Source organism: Oerskovia sp. NPDC057915, from assembly GCF_042887685.1.
In the GTDB taxonomy this organism is placed as follows: Bacteria; Actinomycetota; Actinomycetes; order Actinomycetales; family Cellulomonadaceae; genus Oerskovia.
On the sequence record NZ_JBHVOS010000019.1, the window covers coordinates 15,370 to 29,779 of the forward strand.

The following is a 14,410-nucleotide window of genomic DNA, read 5'->3' on the forward strand; positions in this document are numbered from 1 at the left end:
AGCAGCTCGGTAGCTCGCTGGGCTCATAACCCAGAGGTCGCAGGTTCAAATCCTGCCCCCGCTACAAAAGGAAGGCCCGGTTCAGCAGGAATGCTGATCCGGGCCTTCGTCATTCCCGGACCGTGCCACGGGGCGCGGGCGCCGGGACGGCGCGCCGCCCGGGGCGTGTGACGTGCCCGACAGGCGCCCTGGTCACGGCCGGGGCGAAAGGTCGCGTAGAGTGGTGTTCACCGACGCGGGGTGGAGCAGCTCGGTAGCTCGCTGGGCTCATAACCCAGAGGTCGCAGGTTCAAATCCTGCCCCCGCTACAAAAGGAAGGCCCGGTTCAGCAGGAATGCTGAACCGGGCCTTCGTCATTCCCGGACCGTGCCCGGGGTGCAGGGCGCTGCGTCAGTCGGCGAGCGTGAAGCCCGTCGTCCACTGGGTCGCGCCGGAGCCGGCGAGCGTCATCTGGACGAAGCCGAGGGCCTCGAGCTCGCGGGCGCGCTTGAGCGAGCCGGCGTCGACGCCCTTGAGGCCGCCTGCGCGGACGAGGTCGACGAGCGTGGCCTTGGCGTCGTTGTCGTCGCCCGCGACGAGCACGGTGGTCGACTGGTCGGCGACCTTGCCGCTCGCGAGGGTCGAGGCGAAGTTCGTGTTGAACGCCTTGACGACCTTGGCGGTCGGGGCGAGCGCTGCGATCTGGGCGGCGGCCGAGGAGTCGGCGGGGACGACGAGCGAGTCGAAGGTCGCGAAGTCGACGGGGTTCGTCGGGTCGACGAGGACCTTGCCGTCGAGCCGGCCGGCGTACTGCGCGAGGACCTCGGGCACGGCGGGGTAGGGGAGCGCGAGGACCACGAGGTCGCCCGTGATCGCGTCGCCGACGACGCCCGACGTGAACGTGTCGCCGCTGCCGAGCGCCGCGGCCTTCTCGGCGTCGCGCGCCAGGACCTGGACCTGTGCGCCGGCGTCGAGGCCGATGCGCGCCACGCCTGCTGCGATGTTCCCTGCGCCGATGATCGTGATGCTGGTCATGAAGTCCTCCGGGGCTGCGACGTCGGTACCGGACCGGCGTGATTGGTTGTTGATACAACTAACGTAGACCCCCTTAGTTGTCGTGTCAACCATTGTTGGTAGACTGGTCCCATGACCGACGACGTGCGATGGCTCTCCCCCCGCGAGCTGCGGACCTGGATGCGCCTCCAGGCCGTCTCCGAGCTCCTCCCCGGAGTGCTCGACGCCCAGCTGCAGCGCGACGCGCAGGTCACCCACTTCGAGTACCTGGTGCTCGCGATGCTGTCCGAGGCGCCGGACCGCACGCTGCGCATGACGGACCTCGCGCTCAAGACCAACGCGACCCTGCCGCGCCTCTCGCACGTCGTGAAGCGGCTCGAAGGTCGTGGCTACGTCGAGCGCACGCCGTGCCCCGAGGACCGCCGGGCCACGCTCGCGGTCCTGACCGACGCCGGCTGGGACAAGGTCGTCGCGACGGCCCCCGGCCACGTCGGGACGGTCCGCGAGCACATCATCGACCGCCTCACCCCGGAGCAGGTCGACCAGCTCGACCAGATCGCGCGCTCGATCCTCGAGTCGCTCGACACCGAGGGGCGCCTCGACGCCCTCCACCTGCCCGAGGGCTGATCCGCGGTCCCGGACGACCGGTCCGCGTCGCCGACGACCGGTCCGCGTCCCCGACGACCGATCTGCGGTCCCTCGGGTCGGAGCGCGGGTGTGACGCGACCCACCGTCTCACCGTGCGTCCGGCCCATGTCTCACCGCATGGGACCGGCGTAGAGTCGACCTCCGGCGAGTCCCGGCAGCACGCGTCACCCGCGGCTGTCCGGAGCCGCCTCGTCACCCTCCTGACCCCGGAAGGTCCTCATGCGCCGCCTGCACGCCGTCCTGCCCGTCGCCGCCGTCTCGGCCGCCCTGCTCCTCGCGGGCTGCTCCACCGGCGACTCCTCGACCGACGCCGGCTCGGCCGGCTCGACGCCCACGTGCGAGCCGGGCGCCCTGCCCACGCACACCGACGGCAAGCTCACGGTCGCCGCGGGCGAGGCGTACTCGCCCTGGTACATCGGCGAGCACGACAGCGGTGAGGGCTTCGAGTCGGCGCTCGTCTACGAGGTCGCCGACCGCCTCGGGTACGCCGCCGACGACGTCGAGTGGGAGCTCGTGACGTTCGAGCAGATCGTCAGCCCCAGCATCAAGACCTTCGACTTCGCCGCGTGGCAGACGTCCATCTCGGACGAGCGTCGCAAGGCCGTCGACTTCTCGAGCCCGTACCTCACGACCCGCCAGGGCGTGATCGTGCAGGAGGCCGGCCCGTACGCGGCGGTCACGACCCTCGACGAGCTCAAGGACCTGCGCATCGGCGTCACGGCTGCCCAGACGAGCCTCACGCTCGCGAAGGCGGCGTTCGGCGACGACGCGAACATCGTGCCGTTCAACGGTGCGGGCGACGGCATGACGGCCCTGCAGTCGGGCACGATCGACGTCATGATCATGGACGTCGACCAGGGCGTCGCGGCCTCGACCGAGTACTTCCCCGACTCCGTGGTCATCGGCACCCTGCCCGACCAGGGCACGGTCGAGCAGTACGGCCTGGTCCTGGACCTGGGGTCGGTGCTCACCGACTGCGTCTCCGCCGCGGTCGACTCGCTCGAGGAGGACGGCACGCTCGCCGAGCTGCGCACCACGTGGCTCAAGTCGGACGACATCCCCGAGCTGGGCTGAGGTGAGCGGGGGCGCGTCGGGCGTCACGCCGCCCGAGGACAGCAGGCCCGACGGCGGGGCTCACCCCGTGCGCGCGGGCTGGACCCCGTCCCCGCTCGCGGTGGCGAGGGACTCCTACCGGCGTGCGCGGCGCCGTCGGGCTGCGTGGGTGTCCACGCTCTCGACCGTGGTCGTCGTCGCGGTCCTGTACGTCGTGGTGACCACGGCCCCCGGGTGGGAGCGCACGCGCGACGCGTTCTTCTCGCCGGAGAGCGCGTGGGACTCGCTGCCCGCCATCGCCGAGGGCCTGTGGCTCAACCTGCGGGTGTGGGTCGTGGCCTCGGTCGTCGGGATGGTGCTGGGGATGACGCTCGCCGTGATCCGCACGAGCCGCATCCCCGCGCTGTTCCCGCTGCGCGCGTTCGCGGTCGCCTATGTCGACGTGTTCCGCGGGGTGCCGCTGCTGCTCGTGCTGCTGCTCGTCGGGTTCGGCCTGCCGGCGCTGCGGCTCGAGTGGCTCCCGACGTCGGGGGCGTTCCTCGGCGCGCTCGCGATCATCCTCACGTACACCGCGTACCTGGCCGAGGTGTTCCGCGCCGGGATCGAGTCGGTGCACCCGTCGCAGGTCTCGGCCGCTCGCTCTCTCGGGCTGACGCGCGCGCAGACGACGCGCAAGGTCGTGCTGCCGCAGGCCGTCCGGCACGTGACCGCGCCGCTCGCGAGCAACCTCGTCTCGCTCCAGAAGGACTCGGGGCTCATCTCGATCCTGGGTGCCGTGGACGCGATCCGGGCCGCGCAGATCGCGGCGTCGGGCAGCTACAACTTCACGCCGTACGTCGTGGCGGGCGTCCTGTTCCTGCTCGTGTCGATCCCGCTCACGCGCGTCGTCGACGTCTACTCGGCGCGCCAGGGCTGGCGCGGGTCGCTCGCGACCGTGAGCGGCGCGGGGGCGATCCGATGAGCCACCTGCTGTCCCTGCGGGGGATCCGCAAGACGTACGGCGAGCGCCTCGTGCTCGACGGGATCGACCTCGACGTCGACGAGCACCGTTGCGTCGTGCTCGTCGGGGCGTCCGGGTCGGGCAAGTCGACGCTGCTGCGCGTCGTGAACCTCCTGGAGGAGATCGACGACGGCGAGATCCTGCTCGACGGGCAGGACGTCGCCGACCCCCGCCTCGACGCGAACGCCGTCCGGGCGCGCATGGGCCTGGTCTTCCAGTCGTACAACCTGTTCCCGCACATGAAGGTCATGGACAACGTGACCCTCGCCCCGCGCCTCGTGCACCGGCGCGGCCGCGCCGAGGCGGAGGCGGCGGCCGAGGCCATGCTGCGCCGCGTCGGCCTCGCGCACCGCATGACCGCCTACCCCGACCAGCTCAGCGGCGGAGAGCAGCAACGGGCCGCGATCGCGCGGGCGCTCGTGTCCTCGCCCGAGCTGCTGCTGCTCGACGAGGTCACCTCGGCGCTCGACCCCGAGCTCGTGGGCGAGGTCCTGGACCTGCTCGCGGACCTGCGGGCCGAGGGCGTGACCATGCTCGTCGCGACCCACGAGATGGGCTTCGCGCGCGAGGTCGCCGACGAGGTCTGCTTCCTGCACGAGGGCCGCGTGCACGAGCGCGGCACACCCGAGCAGGTCCTGGGCGACCCGCAGCGCGAGCGGACCCGGGAGTTCCTGCGCCGGTTGCGCTGACCGGGCACGGGGACGCCGCCCTTCCGCGCGGGCCGCACGGCGCGCATCATGGAAGCAGGTTCCTCAGCGGGGAGGCGCGACATGTTGGCAGCGGTCGGAGACAGGATCATCCGGGCCTCGGGGGTCGTCGGCGGGGCGGCCCGCGACGGCATGGTCGTCGAGGTCCAGCACGAGGACGGTTCGCCGCCCTACCTGGTCGAGTGGGCCGACACGGGCGAGCGGACGCTCGTCTACCCGGGGCCCGACACCATGGTCCGGGCACCCGTCGAGGGTGCCGAGGCGCACGAGGTCACCGTCCCGGTGCACGCGAAGTCCTGGCACGTCCAGGTGAGCCTCGTCGAGAGCGAGGGGCGCACGACGGCGGAGGCCATCCTCGTCGGCGACGTCCCGTCCGAGCTCCACGCCGTGGGCAGGGCGCGCAAGGACCCCGGGGACGCCGGGATCGAGGCGATCGGCGACCACGTCGCCGCCGCCCGGGCGCTGCGCGCGCTCGCGGACCGGCTGCTCGGCATCGCGGAGTCGGAGATCGAGGGCTCGACGGGGGTGCCCGCGCACGTGCACCACTGAGCGCGCGAGCGGCCGTCGGCGTGGTCCTGGCGGGCGCGGGCCTGGTCCGCGCGGCTCGTCGCCGGGGTCGGCGGCGCCCGAGGGTGCATCACCCGGCGTCGCACCGCGCTCCCTCCAGGTAGGAGGCCCGTCGACGGTGACGGGAGGGTTCGAGGAGGAGCCATGAAGCGCCTGGTGCTCTGCTGCGACGGCACGTGGAACTCACCCGTCCGCGCGAGCGTGTCGAACATCGAGAAGATCGCCCGGTCGGTCCACACGGGGATCGGGCCCGACGGGATCCAGCAGATGGTGTTCTCGGTCGAGGGCGTGGGAGCCCGCGGCTACCGCGTCGACGCACTGCTGGGCGGGGCGTTCGGGTACGGGCTGACCCGCAACGTGATCGCGGGCTACCGGGACCTCGCGCTCAACTACGAGCCCGACGACGAGGTGTACGTGTTCGGGTTCAGCCGAGGCGCGTACACCGCACGGAGCGTGGCCGGGATGATCGCGGGCGTCGGCCTGCTCACCGCGGACGCGCTCGCCGACCGCGGCGCCGGCAACCTGCTGGCCGAGGCAGAGGCCCTCTACCGCGACCACTCGCCGGGTCGGCGCGCCCGCGTCTCGGCGTTCCGCGAGACGTACTGCTACCCGCAGGTGCCCATCACGTTCCTCGGGGTGTTCGACACCGTGGGAGCCCTCGGCGTCCCGGGCATCACGCGCCGCAGGAGCCGGTTCCACGACGTGCGCCTCTCGAACGCCGTCCAGTGCGCACGCCAGGCCCTCGCGATCGACGAGCGCCGCCTCACGTTCGAGCCCTGCCTGTGGGACGTCCCGGCCGACGACGACCGACCGGGAGGCGTCAAGCAGGTCTGGTTCCCGGGAGCCCACAGCGACGTCGGCGGGGGCAACGACTCCTCGGGGCTGTCCGACGTCGCCCTGCTGTGGATGATGGGCGAGGCCGCGGCGTGCGGGCTGACGTTCTACCCGGACCGGGTCCTCGCCCAGCTCGGCGACGAGCCGGAGCTGGTCGGCCGGTTCACGCCCCGGACGCTGTACCGCGTGCTCAACACCGCCAAGCGGTGGAAGCACCGACCCCGGTTCAGGGGCACGCGGCGCCTGCTCGCCGGGGTGCCGCTCGAGGACGGCTACGTCGACGACGTCCTGCTGTCCGACCTCGCCCTCGCGCTGAGCGCCGACCCCGCGTCCGACTACGCCAGGCACGCGCGCAACATCGCATGGTGGAAGGAGGCGGCGGGCGGTCACGTCGCGGTCGAGGCCGTGCCGACCCTCACCGACGTCCCTCGGCGCCTCGTCCTGACCTGACCGGCCCCGCCCGGCGCGGTGTGCGCCCCGGCGGCTAGCCTGAGAGCGGTGGCGCGCTGCGTCGTCGGGCTGCACGTCCCCCACGAGGGGCGCTCGCGAAAGGAGCGAGACATGGCATGGCTGGACGCGATCGGAGACCTCAACTGGTGGGCCGTGCTCGTGGCCACCCTCTCGACGTTCGTCGTCGGGTTCCTGTTCTACTCGACGGGCGCGCTGGGCAGGCAGTGGGCGAGCCTCGTCGGGCTGACCGAGGAGGAGATGAGCAGCAGCGCGGGCGCCGGGCCGCGGTTCGCCGCCACGGGAGTCGCCTCGCTCCTCACGGCGGTCCTCCTGGGGGCGCTGATCCTCGCGACCGGGGTCGACGGGCTGTGGGAGGGGCTCCTGTTCGGTGCGGTCGTCGGACTGGTGTTCCGCGCCGGGGCCCACGTGATCCACAACGGGTTCGCGCACCTGCCGACCCGGCTGACCCTGATCGACGGGCTGCACGACGTGATCGCGCTCGCGGTCATGGGCGCGATCCTCGGCGTGTGGCAGTAGGCGTGGCGGGCAGCGGCGCGGGGACGGACGGCACGGACGACGACGGGCCGCACGACGGCCGAGGAGAGGCCGGGCTGCGCGTGGTCGTGCACGGGCACGTGCAGGGCGTCGGCTTCCGGTGGGCGACGACCCGCCAGGCCGCCGCGATGGGTCTGACGTGCGACGCGCAGAACCTCCCCGACGGGACCGTGCTCGTGACGGCACGCGGTGAGGCGTCCGCCGTCAGCGGCCTCCTCGGCTGGCTCCGGAGCGGACGGACCCCCGGGCACGTGACGCGCGTCGACGAGAACCCGGTGTGATGCTGGGGGACATGACCTCGACCGCCGACCTCGTGCCACCCGACGCCCACGTCCTCGGCGACCCCGACGCCCCCGTGACGATCGTCGAGTTCGGCGACCTCGAGTGCCCGTACTGCCACGACGCGGCCCCCGTCCTGCGGACGGTCGTCGAGGAGTCCGGCGGCCAGGTCCGCCTCGTCTTCCGCCACTTCCCGCTGTTCGAGGTCCACCCGTACGCGCTCACGGCGGCGCTCGCGGCCGAGGCCGCCGGGGCGCAGGGCAGGTTCTGGGAGATGCACGACCTCCTGTTCGCGCACCAGGACCGGCTCGACGACGTCGGTCTCGCGCACTGGGCGCAGAAGCTCGGCCTGGACGGCGCGAGCGTCGTCGGTGACGCCGCGCAGCAGCACGGTGACGCCGTCGAGCGGGACTACCTGGCCGGGACGGCGCTCGGGGTGCGGGGCACGCCCACGCTCTACGTCGAGGGGGTGCGGTACCGGGGCCGGGTGACCGAGGACGGCGTCCGGGCCGCCGTCGCCACCGCGCTCGCGGCCGCCGGGCAGGCCACCGGCCCGACGGCCTGAGAGGTCAGCCGAGGCTCGTCCCGTCGAGCGAGGTCCTCGGTTCCTGGTCGGGCAGACGCAGCATGCGGAACGAGGTGGCGAGCCCGAGCAGGGCGGCGAGCAACGGCACGAGCAGCGCGATCTGGAGCGAACGGTCGCGGGCCTCGGCGTTGATGGCCAGCACCTCGGCCTCGACGGCGGCCGGCTGGCCCGTGATCTGCTCGGCGAGCCGGGTGGTGCTCATGATCTCGGCGTCGTCCTCGAGCGCGGCGGCGATCTGCTGCTGCTGGGCCGGGGGGACGACCTGGCTGGACTCGGTCATCTGGGTGAACAGGAGCGAGAGGGAGGCCAGCATGAGCCCCCCGGCCATCGCGAGGCCGAACGAGAGACCGAAGGACCCCGCGGCCGAGTTGACGCCCGCGGCCTCGCTGACCCGTTCCTCCTCGACGGGGGCGAGGGTGTAGTTGTTGAGCTGCGAGACCAGCAACCCCAGGCCGCAGCCCGCGATCGCGAGCGGGAGGACCAGGTACCAGCCGCTGTCCACCCGGGGGACGAAGGGGAGCAGGATCGCGATCCCGAGGGCGGCGAGCAGGAAGCCCACGCGGATGATCGCGGCCGGGCGGCGGCGTCCCGTCCGCCGGCCGGCCACGATCGCGGCGGCGAACATCGTCAAGGAGAGGGGCGACAGGGCAAGGCCCGCCTGGAGCGCGTCGTACTCGAGGGTCATCTGCAGGAACAGGGGCAGGGCGATCATCGCGCCGCCCAGCGTGATCTGCTGCAGCATCTGACCCGTCACGCCCGTCGTGAAGGTCGGGTGCCGGAACAGGTCCGGGTCGAGCAGAGGGACCTCGCGCCTGCGCTCGCGACGCACGAGCCACCGGGCGAGCAGCACGAGCGAGACGACCCCGACGAGCATGAGCAGACCGACGTACTCGCCGCCCTCCTGCCAGACGAGGATCCCGAGCACCACACCGCCCATGCCGACCACGGACAGGGCCGCGCCGACGACGTCGACCTGGCGCGAGCCCGTGTAGGGGACGTCGCGCACCAGCCGGATCTGGCTCAGGACGACGACGATGATGACCACCTCGAGCCCGAACCCGACCCGCCACGACAGGTAGGTCGTCACGAAACCGCCGAGCAGCGGCCCGATCGCGGCGGCGATCGCCGCCGATGCGCCGACCAGCGCGTACGCCTTCTTCTGGTCGGCACCCGAGAAGTTGCCGTGGATCAGCGACTGCATCGCCGGCAGGAGCAACGACGCCCCGAGCCCCCCGACGACCGCCCAGAAGACGACGATCGCCGTGAGGCTCTGCGCCAGCGTCATGGCCGCCGCCCCGATCGCGTAGGCCACGAGTCCCAGGACGTAGGCCCGCCTGCGCCCGATCAGGTCCCCGACCTTGCTGTTGATCAGGATGAACGCGGCCGAGACGAGCGCCTCCAGCGCGATGGCCGACTGGACCCCGCTGGCCGTCGTGCCCAGGTCCCGGACGACCGCGGAGATCGACACGTTCATCAGCGACGTGTCCACGACCAGCACGAACATCGCCGCCGCGAGCAGCAGCATCAGCCGCCGGTTCCCGCGGGCCGCGGGGGCGTTGCCGTCCGGTTCCGTACCCATGCGCGTGCCTCGGCTCTGGCTGGGCCGTCGGTACGTCCCGGCGGTGCGTCCGGTAGCGCACTGCGACCTCGGTGGGAGCCGCCTGACGGGCAGGCGGCGTGGGTGCGAGGTCAAGGCCTTGGCCTCGAGGTCAGCCTAGGGACCGTGGACCGTCAGCGCGCGCGGTAGCCCTCCGGCCGGGCGCGGCCGCACGACGGCGGCCGCATGACGGCCGCCGCAGCACGGCCGCCGCACGACCGTCCTACGCCTCGACGTCCTCGACGGCCTCGGGCGCGCGCCACGGCCGCGGGGGCAGACCGGGCGGCGGTCCAGTGGACTCGGGAGAGCACAGGGGCAGTCGCTCGCCCAGGATGCGCAACGTCACGGACCCTGCGACGGCCGCGATCAGCGACCCCGCGAGGATCCCGATCTTGGCCTGCTCGATGAGCGCCTCGTCGTCGAACGCGAGCTCGGCGATGAACAGCGAGATGGTGAACCCGATGCCGGCGAGCATCGCGCCGCCCAGCAGGTGCGAGTAGCGCACCCGGCCGGGCAGGTCGCCCAGGTTCAGGCGCAGCGCCAGGGCCGAGGCGCCGAAGATCCCGACGGCGTTGCCCACCACGAGCGCGACCGCGACCCCGATCGTCAGCCGCGACGTCATCGCGGCCGCCAGCGACTCGGCGTCGAGCTGCACGCCGGCGTTCGCCAGCCCGAACACGGGCACGACGACGTAGGCGCTCCACGGGTGCAGGACGCGCTGGAGCCGGTCGCTCGCGGGCACGGCCGCGCGCGCGGCGAGCTCGGTCAGGTGCTCGCGCTCCGCCGTCGTCTCCTCGCGCAGCCGCTGGGCGTACCCCGGGACGTCGTCGACCTGGTCGGGGCGCGCCCGGCGCGAGGGCACGAGCAGCCCGACGAGCACGCCCGCGAGCGTCGCGTGGACGCCCGAGGCGTAGACCGCGAGCCACAGCGCGACGCCCACACCCACGTAGGGGGCGAGGCGCCAGACGCCGAGCCAGCGCATCACGAGCATGCCCGCGACGAGGGCCCCCGCGATCGCGAGGCCGGGCAGCCACACGCCGTCGTTGTAGAAGACGGCCATGACCGTGATGGCGCCGATGTCGTCGACGACCGCGAGGGTCAGCAGGAACAGCCGGAGCCGGTCGGGGCAGCGCGGCCCGAACAGCGCGAGGACGCCCACGAGGAACGCCGTGTCGGTCGACATGACCACGCCCCAGCCGTGCTGCGCGTCGGTCCCCGCGTTGAACGCCAGGTAGACGAGCGCGGGGACGAGCAGCCCGCCCAGCGCACCGAGCGCCGGGACCGCGACCGTGCGCCGGTTGCGCAGCTCGCCGCTCGTGACCTCGCGGTTGATCTCCAGACCGATCACGAGGAAGAAGACCGCCATCGCGGCGTCGTTGACCCAGTGGTGCAGGTCCATGTCGAGCGACCAGCCGCCCAGGTGGATCCCGGCCGTCGTGGCCCACAGGTCGTCGTACGACGCCGACCACGGCGAGTTCGCCCACACGAGCGCGACCACGGTCGCCGCGAGCAGCAGCACCGCGCCCCCGGCCTCGGTCGCGAGGAACTGCCGGACCGCGGGCGCGACCGGTCGCACGGGAAAGCGCAGCGGAGGCCCCGGCCGCTGGTCGAGGGTCGGGAGGAGCGGACGCCCGCCGGGCTGGGCCGGCGGGACCGGGGGAGTGGACGTCACCGCTCCAAGGTCGCAGCGCGCGACGCGCGGCGCAACCGTCGGACGGGCACGCTCGTGGACCGCAGATCGTGACAGGCTGGGTCCCGTGGCCGCCGGGCGGGCGGCCCGCCCCGGGCGTCGTGAGGAGCAGAAGTGACGGCAGAGCAGGCAGCGCCGGGCGGCGCGGCAGGGAGCGGCCCGACGGCGTCGCCCACCGCCGCGCCGACCGCGGCCGGGACGCAGCACCAGCACGCCGCAGGTGCTCGTCGGGTGAGCGTCGAGCAGCACCGTCGCGAGGTCGAGGCCCTGCTCGGGCCGGCGCTCGCGGACCGGCGCGTCGAGCGCGTGGCGCTGGCCGACGCGCTCGACCGGGTGCTCGCGACGGACCTGCTCGCACCGGTCGACCTGCCCGCGTTCCGCAGCTCGCAGATGGACGGCTACGCGGTGCGGTCGACGGACGTCGCCGGCGCCTCGGGCACCGCACCCGTCGTGCTGCCCGTCGTGGCCGAGATCCCCGCGGGTCCCGGCACGCCGGCGGCCCTCGCCCCGGGGACGGCGGCCCGGATCATGACCGGTGCCGTCGTGCCGGAGGGGAGCGACGCCGTCGTGCCCGTGGAGGACACCGACGCCGTACGGTTCGGCGCGCACGCGACCGAGGCCCCGCGCGGGTCCGTCGGGACGGACGTCGGGGTGCTGGCGCCGCGCGGCGCGGGCGAGCACGTGCGGGACGTCGGGACGGACGTGCGCGGAGGCGACCGGGTGCTGACGGCCGGGACGCTGCTCGGGCCGCAGCACCTGGCCGCCGCGGCGTCGTGCGGCGTGCCCTCGCTCGAGGTCCGGGCGCGGGTGCGCGTCGCCGTCGTCTCGACCGGCACCGAGGTGGTCGAGCCCGGCGAGGCCGCCGCGACGGGCCAGGTGTACGACGCGAACCTGCCCGGTCTCGCGGCCGCGGCCCGGCGCGCCGGGGCCGACGTCGTGCTCACGGGGCGCACGGGCGACGACCCGCGCGAGCTGGCCGCGCTCCTGGCGCGGGCCGCCGAGACGGCCGACCTGGTCCTCACCTCGGGCGGCGTGAGCCAGGGCGCCTACGAGGTCGTCAAGGACACCCTCGGGGACGGTGTGACGTTCCGGTCGGTCGCGATGCAGCCCGGCGGCCCGCAGGGACTCGGCACCCACCGCGGGACCCCGATCCTCACCTTCCCCGGCAACCCCGTGAGCGCCCAGGTGTCGTTCGCGGTCTTCGCGCGCCCCGTCCTCGAACGTGCGGCGGGGCTCCCCGACCGGGAGGACGAGACGCGGACCGTGACCACGGCGATCGACTCCCCGCCCGCCAAGCAGCAGATGCTGCGCGGACGGACGGCGCCCGGTGGTGCGGTCGAGGTCGTCGGCGGTGCGGGCTCCCACCTCGTGGCGACCATGGCAGCGGCCGACGTGCTGGTCGAGGTGCCCGAGGGCGTGGGCAGGGTCGAGGAGGGCGAGAGCGTGCGGGTGGTGCGGCTGTGAGCGGGACGACGAGCGCAGAGGACGGGACGGCGGCAGCCGACGAGGAGCACCGCGTGCCCGCACCGGGCGACGTGTCCCGCGTGACGCGCGACGTGCTCGACGACGCCGTGGTGCGGGCCGTGGAGGGCGCGGTGTCCTCGCGGGAGTGCGGCGCCGTCGTGACCTTCCGCGGGGTCGTGCGCGACGTCGACGGCGGGCGCGACGTCACGGGCCTCGACTACGAGGCGCACCCCGACGCGACCGAGGTGCTCCGACGCTGCTGCGCGGCGGTGACCGCCGAGACCGGCCTGCGCGTCGCGGCCGTCCACCGCTACGGGGTGCTGACGATCGGGGACGTCGCGCTCGTCGCGAGCGTCGCCTCGGGACACCGGGCCGAGGCGTTCGCGGCGTGCTCGCTGCTCGTCGAGCGCATCAAGGCCGAGGTGCCGATCTGGAAGCGGCAGCACTTCACCGACGGCGACTCGGAGTGGGTCGGGCTGTAGCGGCCGTCGGCCGTCAGTCGTGCGGGTTGTCCTTGAGGAGGCCGAACCCGATGCCGACGAGCGCTCCCAGGATCAGGCCCGGGCCGGCGAGCAGGACCGTGCCCGCCGTGACACCGATCAGGGTGCCGAGGACGGTGCTCGGCCCCGCCGTCAGGCGGCTCGGACCGGGCCGGTGGACGGGGAGGGAGTCGGCTCGTGGAGCGGGCTCGTCGGGGGTACGGCTGTCGCGAGGGAGGTCGAGGAGGGCCACCCCTCCATGGTAGGTCGGAGGGTGCGTCGAGGCGCGGGATCCTGCGGCTCTCGCACCTGCGCGCAGGATGATCTTGGACACGTCGGCCGGGGGCGGCCGTCAGCCCCCGATCGCCCCCATGCTGCGCTCGGTGCGCGCGAAGGCCTCGGGGTCGTCGGCCGGACCGCCGACCGCCCCGGTGTCGGGGGCGCCGCGGTCGAGGCCGTGCGCGAACGGCTTGGCCCACATGGCGCCCTGCCAGGCGGCGACGATCGCGGCGTCGGCCGCTGCGTCGTCGGGCGTGCCACCCCGCGCCGCGCCGGGCGAGCCCGCGGCCCGACCGGACCGCAGCAGAGCCCGCAGGTCCACCTCCTCGTTCCCGAACAGGCACGACCGGACGGTCCCCTCGGCGGTCAGCCGCGTGCGGTCGCAGTCGCCGCAGAACGAGCGCGTGACCGACGCGATGATCCCCACGGTCGCCGGGCCCCCGTCGACCGCCCACTCCTCGGCCGGGGCCGACGGGTCCTCGCGCCCCACCGGGGTCAGGGCGAAGCGCTCGCCGAGGACGTCGAGCAGCCGCTCGGCCGAGACGAGCTGGTCGCGGGCCCAGTTCTGGTCGGCGTCGAGGGGCATCTGCTCGATGAAGCGCAGCCGGCACCCGTTCTCCACGGCCCAGGCGAGCAGGTCGGTCGCGCCCGCGAGGGTCTCGGGCATGAGGACCGCGTTGAGCTTGACGGGCGACAGGCCCGCGTCGAGCGCGGCCCGGATGCCCGCGAGGACCTGGGGGAGCCGGTCGCGGCGCGTGAGCTCGGCGAAGTGCGTGCGGTCGACGGTGTCGAGCGAGACGTTGACGCGGTCGAGCCCGGCCTCGACGAGCTCGCCGACGCGCTTGTCGAGGCCGATCGCGTTGGTCGTCATCGAGATCCGGACGCCGGGGGCCGCCGCGCGGGTGCTCTGGACGATCTCGGCGAGGTCGGGGCGCATGAGCGGTTCGCCGCCCGTGAACCGCACGTCGCGGATCCCGAGCCGGTAGCCGATCCCGACGAGCCGCCCGATCTCGCCCGGGGTCAGCAGGTCCTCGCGGGGGATCGCGGGGAGCCCCTCGGCGGGCATGCAGTACGTGCAGCGCAGCGAGCACTTCTCCGTGACGGAGACCCGCAGGTCGTGGGCGACGCGCCCGTAGCGGTCGACGAGCGACTCGGTGTCCGGGCGCCCCAGGGTGCTCGGCGCCCCGGTCGGGCGCACACGCGGGAGCCCGAGGGCGACGGCGGTCATG

General features: G+C 73.9%; 16 protein-coding genes and 1 tRNA gene. 12 read left to right on the forward strand and 5 right to left on the reverse strand.

The genetic code is table 11. The features are described from left to right. Window positions 1–234: 234 nt before the first annotated feature. Window positions 235–308, forward strand: a tRNA-Met gene (locus tag ACFVQ3_RS13500). 82 nt (window positions 309–390) lie between these two features. On the opposite strand, the gene ACFVQ3_RS13505 is transcribed toward ACFVQ3_RS13500, so the two are convergent. Then, window positions 391–1,107 carry an NADPH-dependent F420 reductase gene (locus ACFVQ3_RS13505; RefSeq protein ID WP_387639836.1) on the reverse strand — a complete coding sequence of 239 codons (717 nt, stop codon included), beginning with the start codon at window positions 1,105–1,107 and terminating at the stop codon, window positions 391–393. An 18-nt stretch (window positions 1,108–1,125) separates the two neighbouring features. Between ACFVQ3_RS13505 and ACFVQ3_RS13510 the strand changes: the two genes are divergently transcribed. From ACFVQ3_RS13510 to ACFVQ3_RS13550, 9 genes are all read left to right on the forward strand, one after another. Further along, window positions 1,126–1,620, forward strand: coding sequence for a MarR family winged helix-turn-helix transcriptional regulator (locus tag ACFVQ3_RS13510; RefSeq protein ID WP_387639838.1), 495 nt, complete (start codon window positions 1,126–1,128; stop codon window positions 1,618–1,620). A gap of 240 nt (window positions 1,621–1,860) precedes the next feature. Then, entirely contained in the window at window positions 1,861–2,715 is an 855-nt protein-coding gene (locus tag ACFVQ3_RS13515; RefSeq protein WP_387639841.1) for an ABC transporter substrate-binding protein, read from the forward strand. A gap of 1 nt (window position 2,716) precedes the next feature. Beyond that, the gene (locus ACFVQ3_RS13520; RefSeq protein WP_387639843.1) at window positions 2,717–3,655 is read left to right on the forward strand and encodes an amino acid ABC transporter permease; all 939 of its coding nucleotides are present in this window, start codon (window positions 2,717–2,719) and stop codon (window positions 3,653–3,655) included. After that, on the forward strand, window positions 3,652–4,383 hold the full coding sequence (locus ACFVQ3_RS13525; RefSeq protein ID WP_387639845.1) for an amino acid ABC transporter ATP-binding protein: 732 nt from the start codon (window positions 3,652–3,654) through the stop codon (window positions 4,381–4,383). The genes ACFVQ3_RS13520 and ACFVQ3_RS13525 overlap by 4 nt, the downstream gene beginning before the upstream one ends. An 81-nt stretch (window positions 4,384–4,464) precedes the next feature. Next, window positions 4,465–4,950, forward strand: coding sequence for a dsRBD fold-containing protein (locus ACFVQ3_RS13530; RefSeq protein WP_387639848.1), 486 nt, complete (start codon window positions 4,465–4,467; stop codon window positions 4,948–4,950). Between the two features lie 162 nt (window positions 4,951–5,112). Next, on the forward strand, window positions 5,113–6,252 hold the full coding sequence (locus tag ACFVQ3_RS13535) for a DUF2235 domain-containing protein (RefSeq protein WP_387639850.1): 1,140 nt from the start codon (window positions 5,113–5,115) through the stop codon (window positions 6,250–6,252). Window positions 6,253–6,363: 111 nt separating this feature from the next. Then, complete coding sequence (locus tag ACFVQ3_RS13540; RefSeq protein ID WP_387639852.1) at window positions 6,364–6,789, forward strand: DUF1761 domain-containing protein; 426 nt, start codon at window positions 6,364–6,366, stop codon at window positions 6,787–6,789. Then, window positions 6,780–7,088: an acylphosphatase gene (locus tag ACFVQ3_RS13545; RefSeq protein WP_387639855.1), complete on the forward strand. Its 309-nt coding sequence runs from the start codon at window positions 6,780–6,782 to the stop codon at window positions 7,086–7,088. Before ACFVQ3_RS13540 ends, ACFVQ3_RS13545 begins: the two co-directional genes overlap by 10 nt. Before the next feature lie 11 nt (window positions 7,089–7,099). After that, on the forward strand, window positions 7,100–7,651 hold the full coding sequence (locus ACFVQ3_RS13550; RefSeq protein WP_387639857.1) for a DsbA family protein: 552 nt from the start codon (window positions 7,100–7,102) through the stop codon (window positions 7,649–7,651). A gap of 4 nt (window positions 7,652–7,655) precedes the next feature. Here ACFVQ3_RS13550 and ACFVQ3_RS13555 read toward each other — a convergent pair whose 3' ends face one another. Both ACFVQ3_RS13555 and nhaA read right to left on the reverse strand, forming a co-directional pair. Further along, entirely contained in the window at window positions 7,656–9,251 is a 1,596-nt protein-coding gene (locus ACFVQ3_RS13555; RefSeq protein WP_387639860.1) for an MFS transporter, read from the reverse strand. Window positions 9,252–9,492: 241 nt separating this feature from the next. Further along, the gene (gene nhaA, locus ACFVQ3_RS13560; protein WP_387639863.1) at window positions 9,493–10,941 is read right to left on the reverse strand and encodes a Na+/H+ antiporter NhaA; all 1,449 of its coding nucleotides are present in this window, start codon (window positions 10,939–10,941) and stop codon (window positions 9,493–9,495) included. Between the two features lie 132 nt (window positions 10,942–11,073). Here nhaA and glp point away from each other — a divergent pair, with 132 nt between their 5' ends. Both glp and ACFVQ3_RS13570 read left to right on the forward strand, forming a co-directional pair. Then, window positions 11,074–12,423: a gephyrin-like molybdotransferase Glp gene (glp, locus tag ACFVQ3_RS13565; protein ID WP_387639866.1), complete on the forward strand. Its 1,350-nt coding sequence runs from the start codon at window positions 11,074–11,076 to the stop codon at window positions 12,421–12,423. Window positions 12,424–12,494: 71 nt separating this feature from the next. Further along, entirely contained in the window at window positions 12,495–12,905 is a 411-nt protein-coding gene (locus tag ACFVQ3_RS13570) for a molybdenum cofactor biosynthesis protein MoaE (RefSeq protein ID WP_387640049.1), read from the forward strand. Between the two features lie 13 nt (window positions 12,906–12,918). On the opposite strand, the gene ACFVQ3_RS13575 is transcribed toward ACFVQ3_RS13570, so the two are convergent. Both ACFVQ3_RS13575 and moaA read right to left on the reverse strand, forming a co-directional pair. Continuing rightward, the gene (locus ACFVQ3_RS13575) at window positions 12,919–13,155 is read right to left on the reverse strand and encodes a hypothetical protein (RefSeq protein WP_387639868.1); all 237 of its coding nucleotides are present in this window, start codon (window positions 13,153–13,155) and stop codon (window positions 12,919–12,921) included. A 99-nt stretch (window positions 13,156–13,254) separates the two neighbouring features. After that, window positions 13,255–14,409 (reverse strand): GTP 3',8-cyclase MoaA, encoded by a 1,155-nt coding sequence (moaA, locus tag ACFVQ3_RS13580; RefSeq protein ID WP_387639870.1) that lies wholly within the window; start codon window positions 14,407–14,409, stop codon window positions 13,255–13,257. Window position 14,410: the final 1 nt, after the last annotated feature.

What these genes read in the sequence shown, in the direction of transcription:
- ACFVQ3_RS13505 (WP_387639836.1), bottom strand. Translation starts at nt 1,107, where the DNA reads ATGGTTGACACGACAACTAAGGGGGTCTACGTTAGTTGTATCAACAAC.
- ACFVQ3_RS13510 (WP_387639838.1), top strand. Translation starts at nt 1,126, where the DNA reads ATGACCGACGACGTGCGATGGCTCTCCCCCCGCGAGCTGCGGACCTGG.
- ACFVQ3_RS13515 (WP_387639841.1), top strand. Translation starts at nt 1,861, where the DNA reads ATGCGCCGCCTGCACGCCGTCCTGCCCGTCGCCGCCGTCTCGGCCGCC.
- ACFVQ3_RS13525 (WP_387639845.1), top strand. Translation starts at nt 3,652, where the DNA reads ATGAGCCACCTGCTGTCCCTGCGGGGGATCCGCAAGACGTACGGCGAG.
- ACFVQ3_RS13530 (WP_387639848.1), top strand. Translation starts at nt 4,465, where the DNA reads ATGTTGGCAGCGGTCGGAGACAGGATCATCCGGGCCTCGGGGGTCGTC.
- ACFVQ3_RS13535 (WP_387639850.1), top strand. Translation starts at nt 5,113, where the DNA reads ATGAAGCGCCTGGTGCTCTGCTGCGACGGCACGTGGAACTCACCCGTC.
- ACFVQ3_RS13540 (WP_387639852.1), top strand. Translation starts at nt 6,364, where the DNA reads ATGGCATGGCTGGACGCGATCGGAGACCTCAACTGGTGGGCCGTGCTC.
- ACFVQ3_RS13550 (WP_387639857.1), top strand. Translation starts at nt 7,100, where the DNA reads ATGACCTCGACCGCCGACCTCGTGCCACCCGACGCCCACGTCCTCGGC.
- ACFVQ3_RS13555 (WP_387639860.1), bottom strand. Translation starts at nt 9,251, where the DNA reads ATGGGTACGGAACCGGACGGCAACGCCCCCGCGGCCCGCGGGAACCGG.
- moaA (WP_387639870.1), bottom strand. Translation starts at nt 14,409, where the DNA reads ATGACCGCCGTCGCCCTCGGGCTCCCGCGTGTGCGCCCGACCGGGGCG.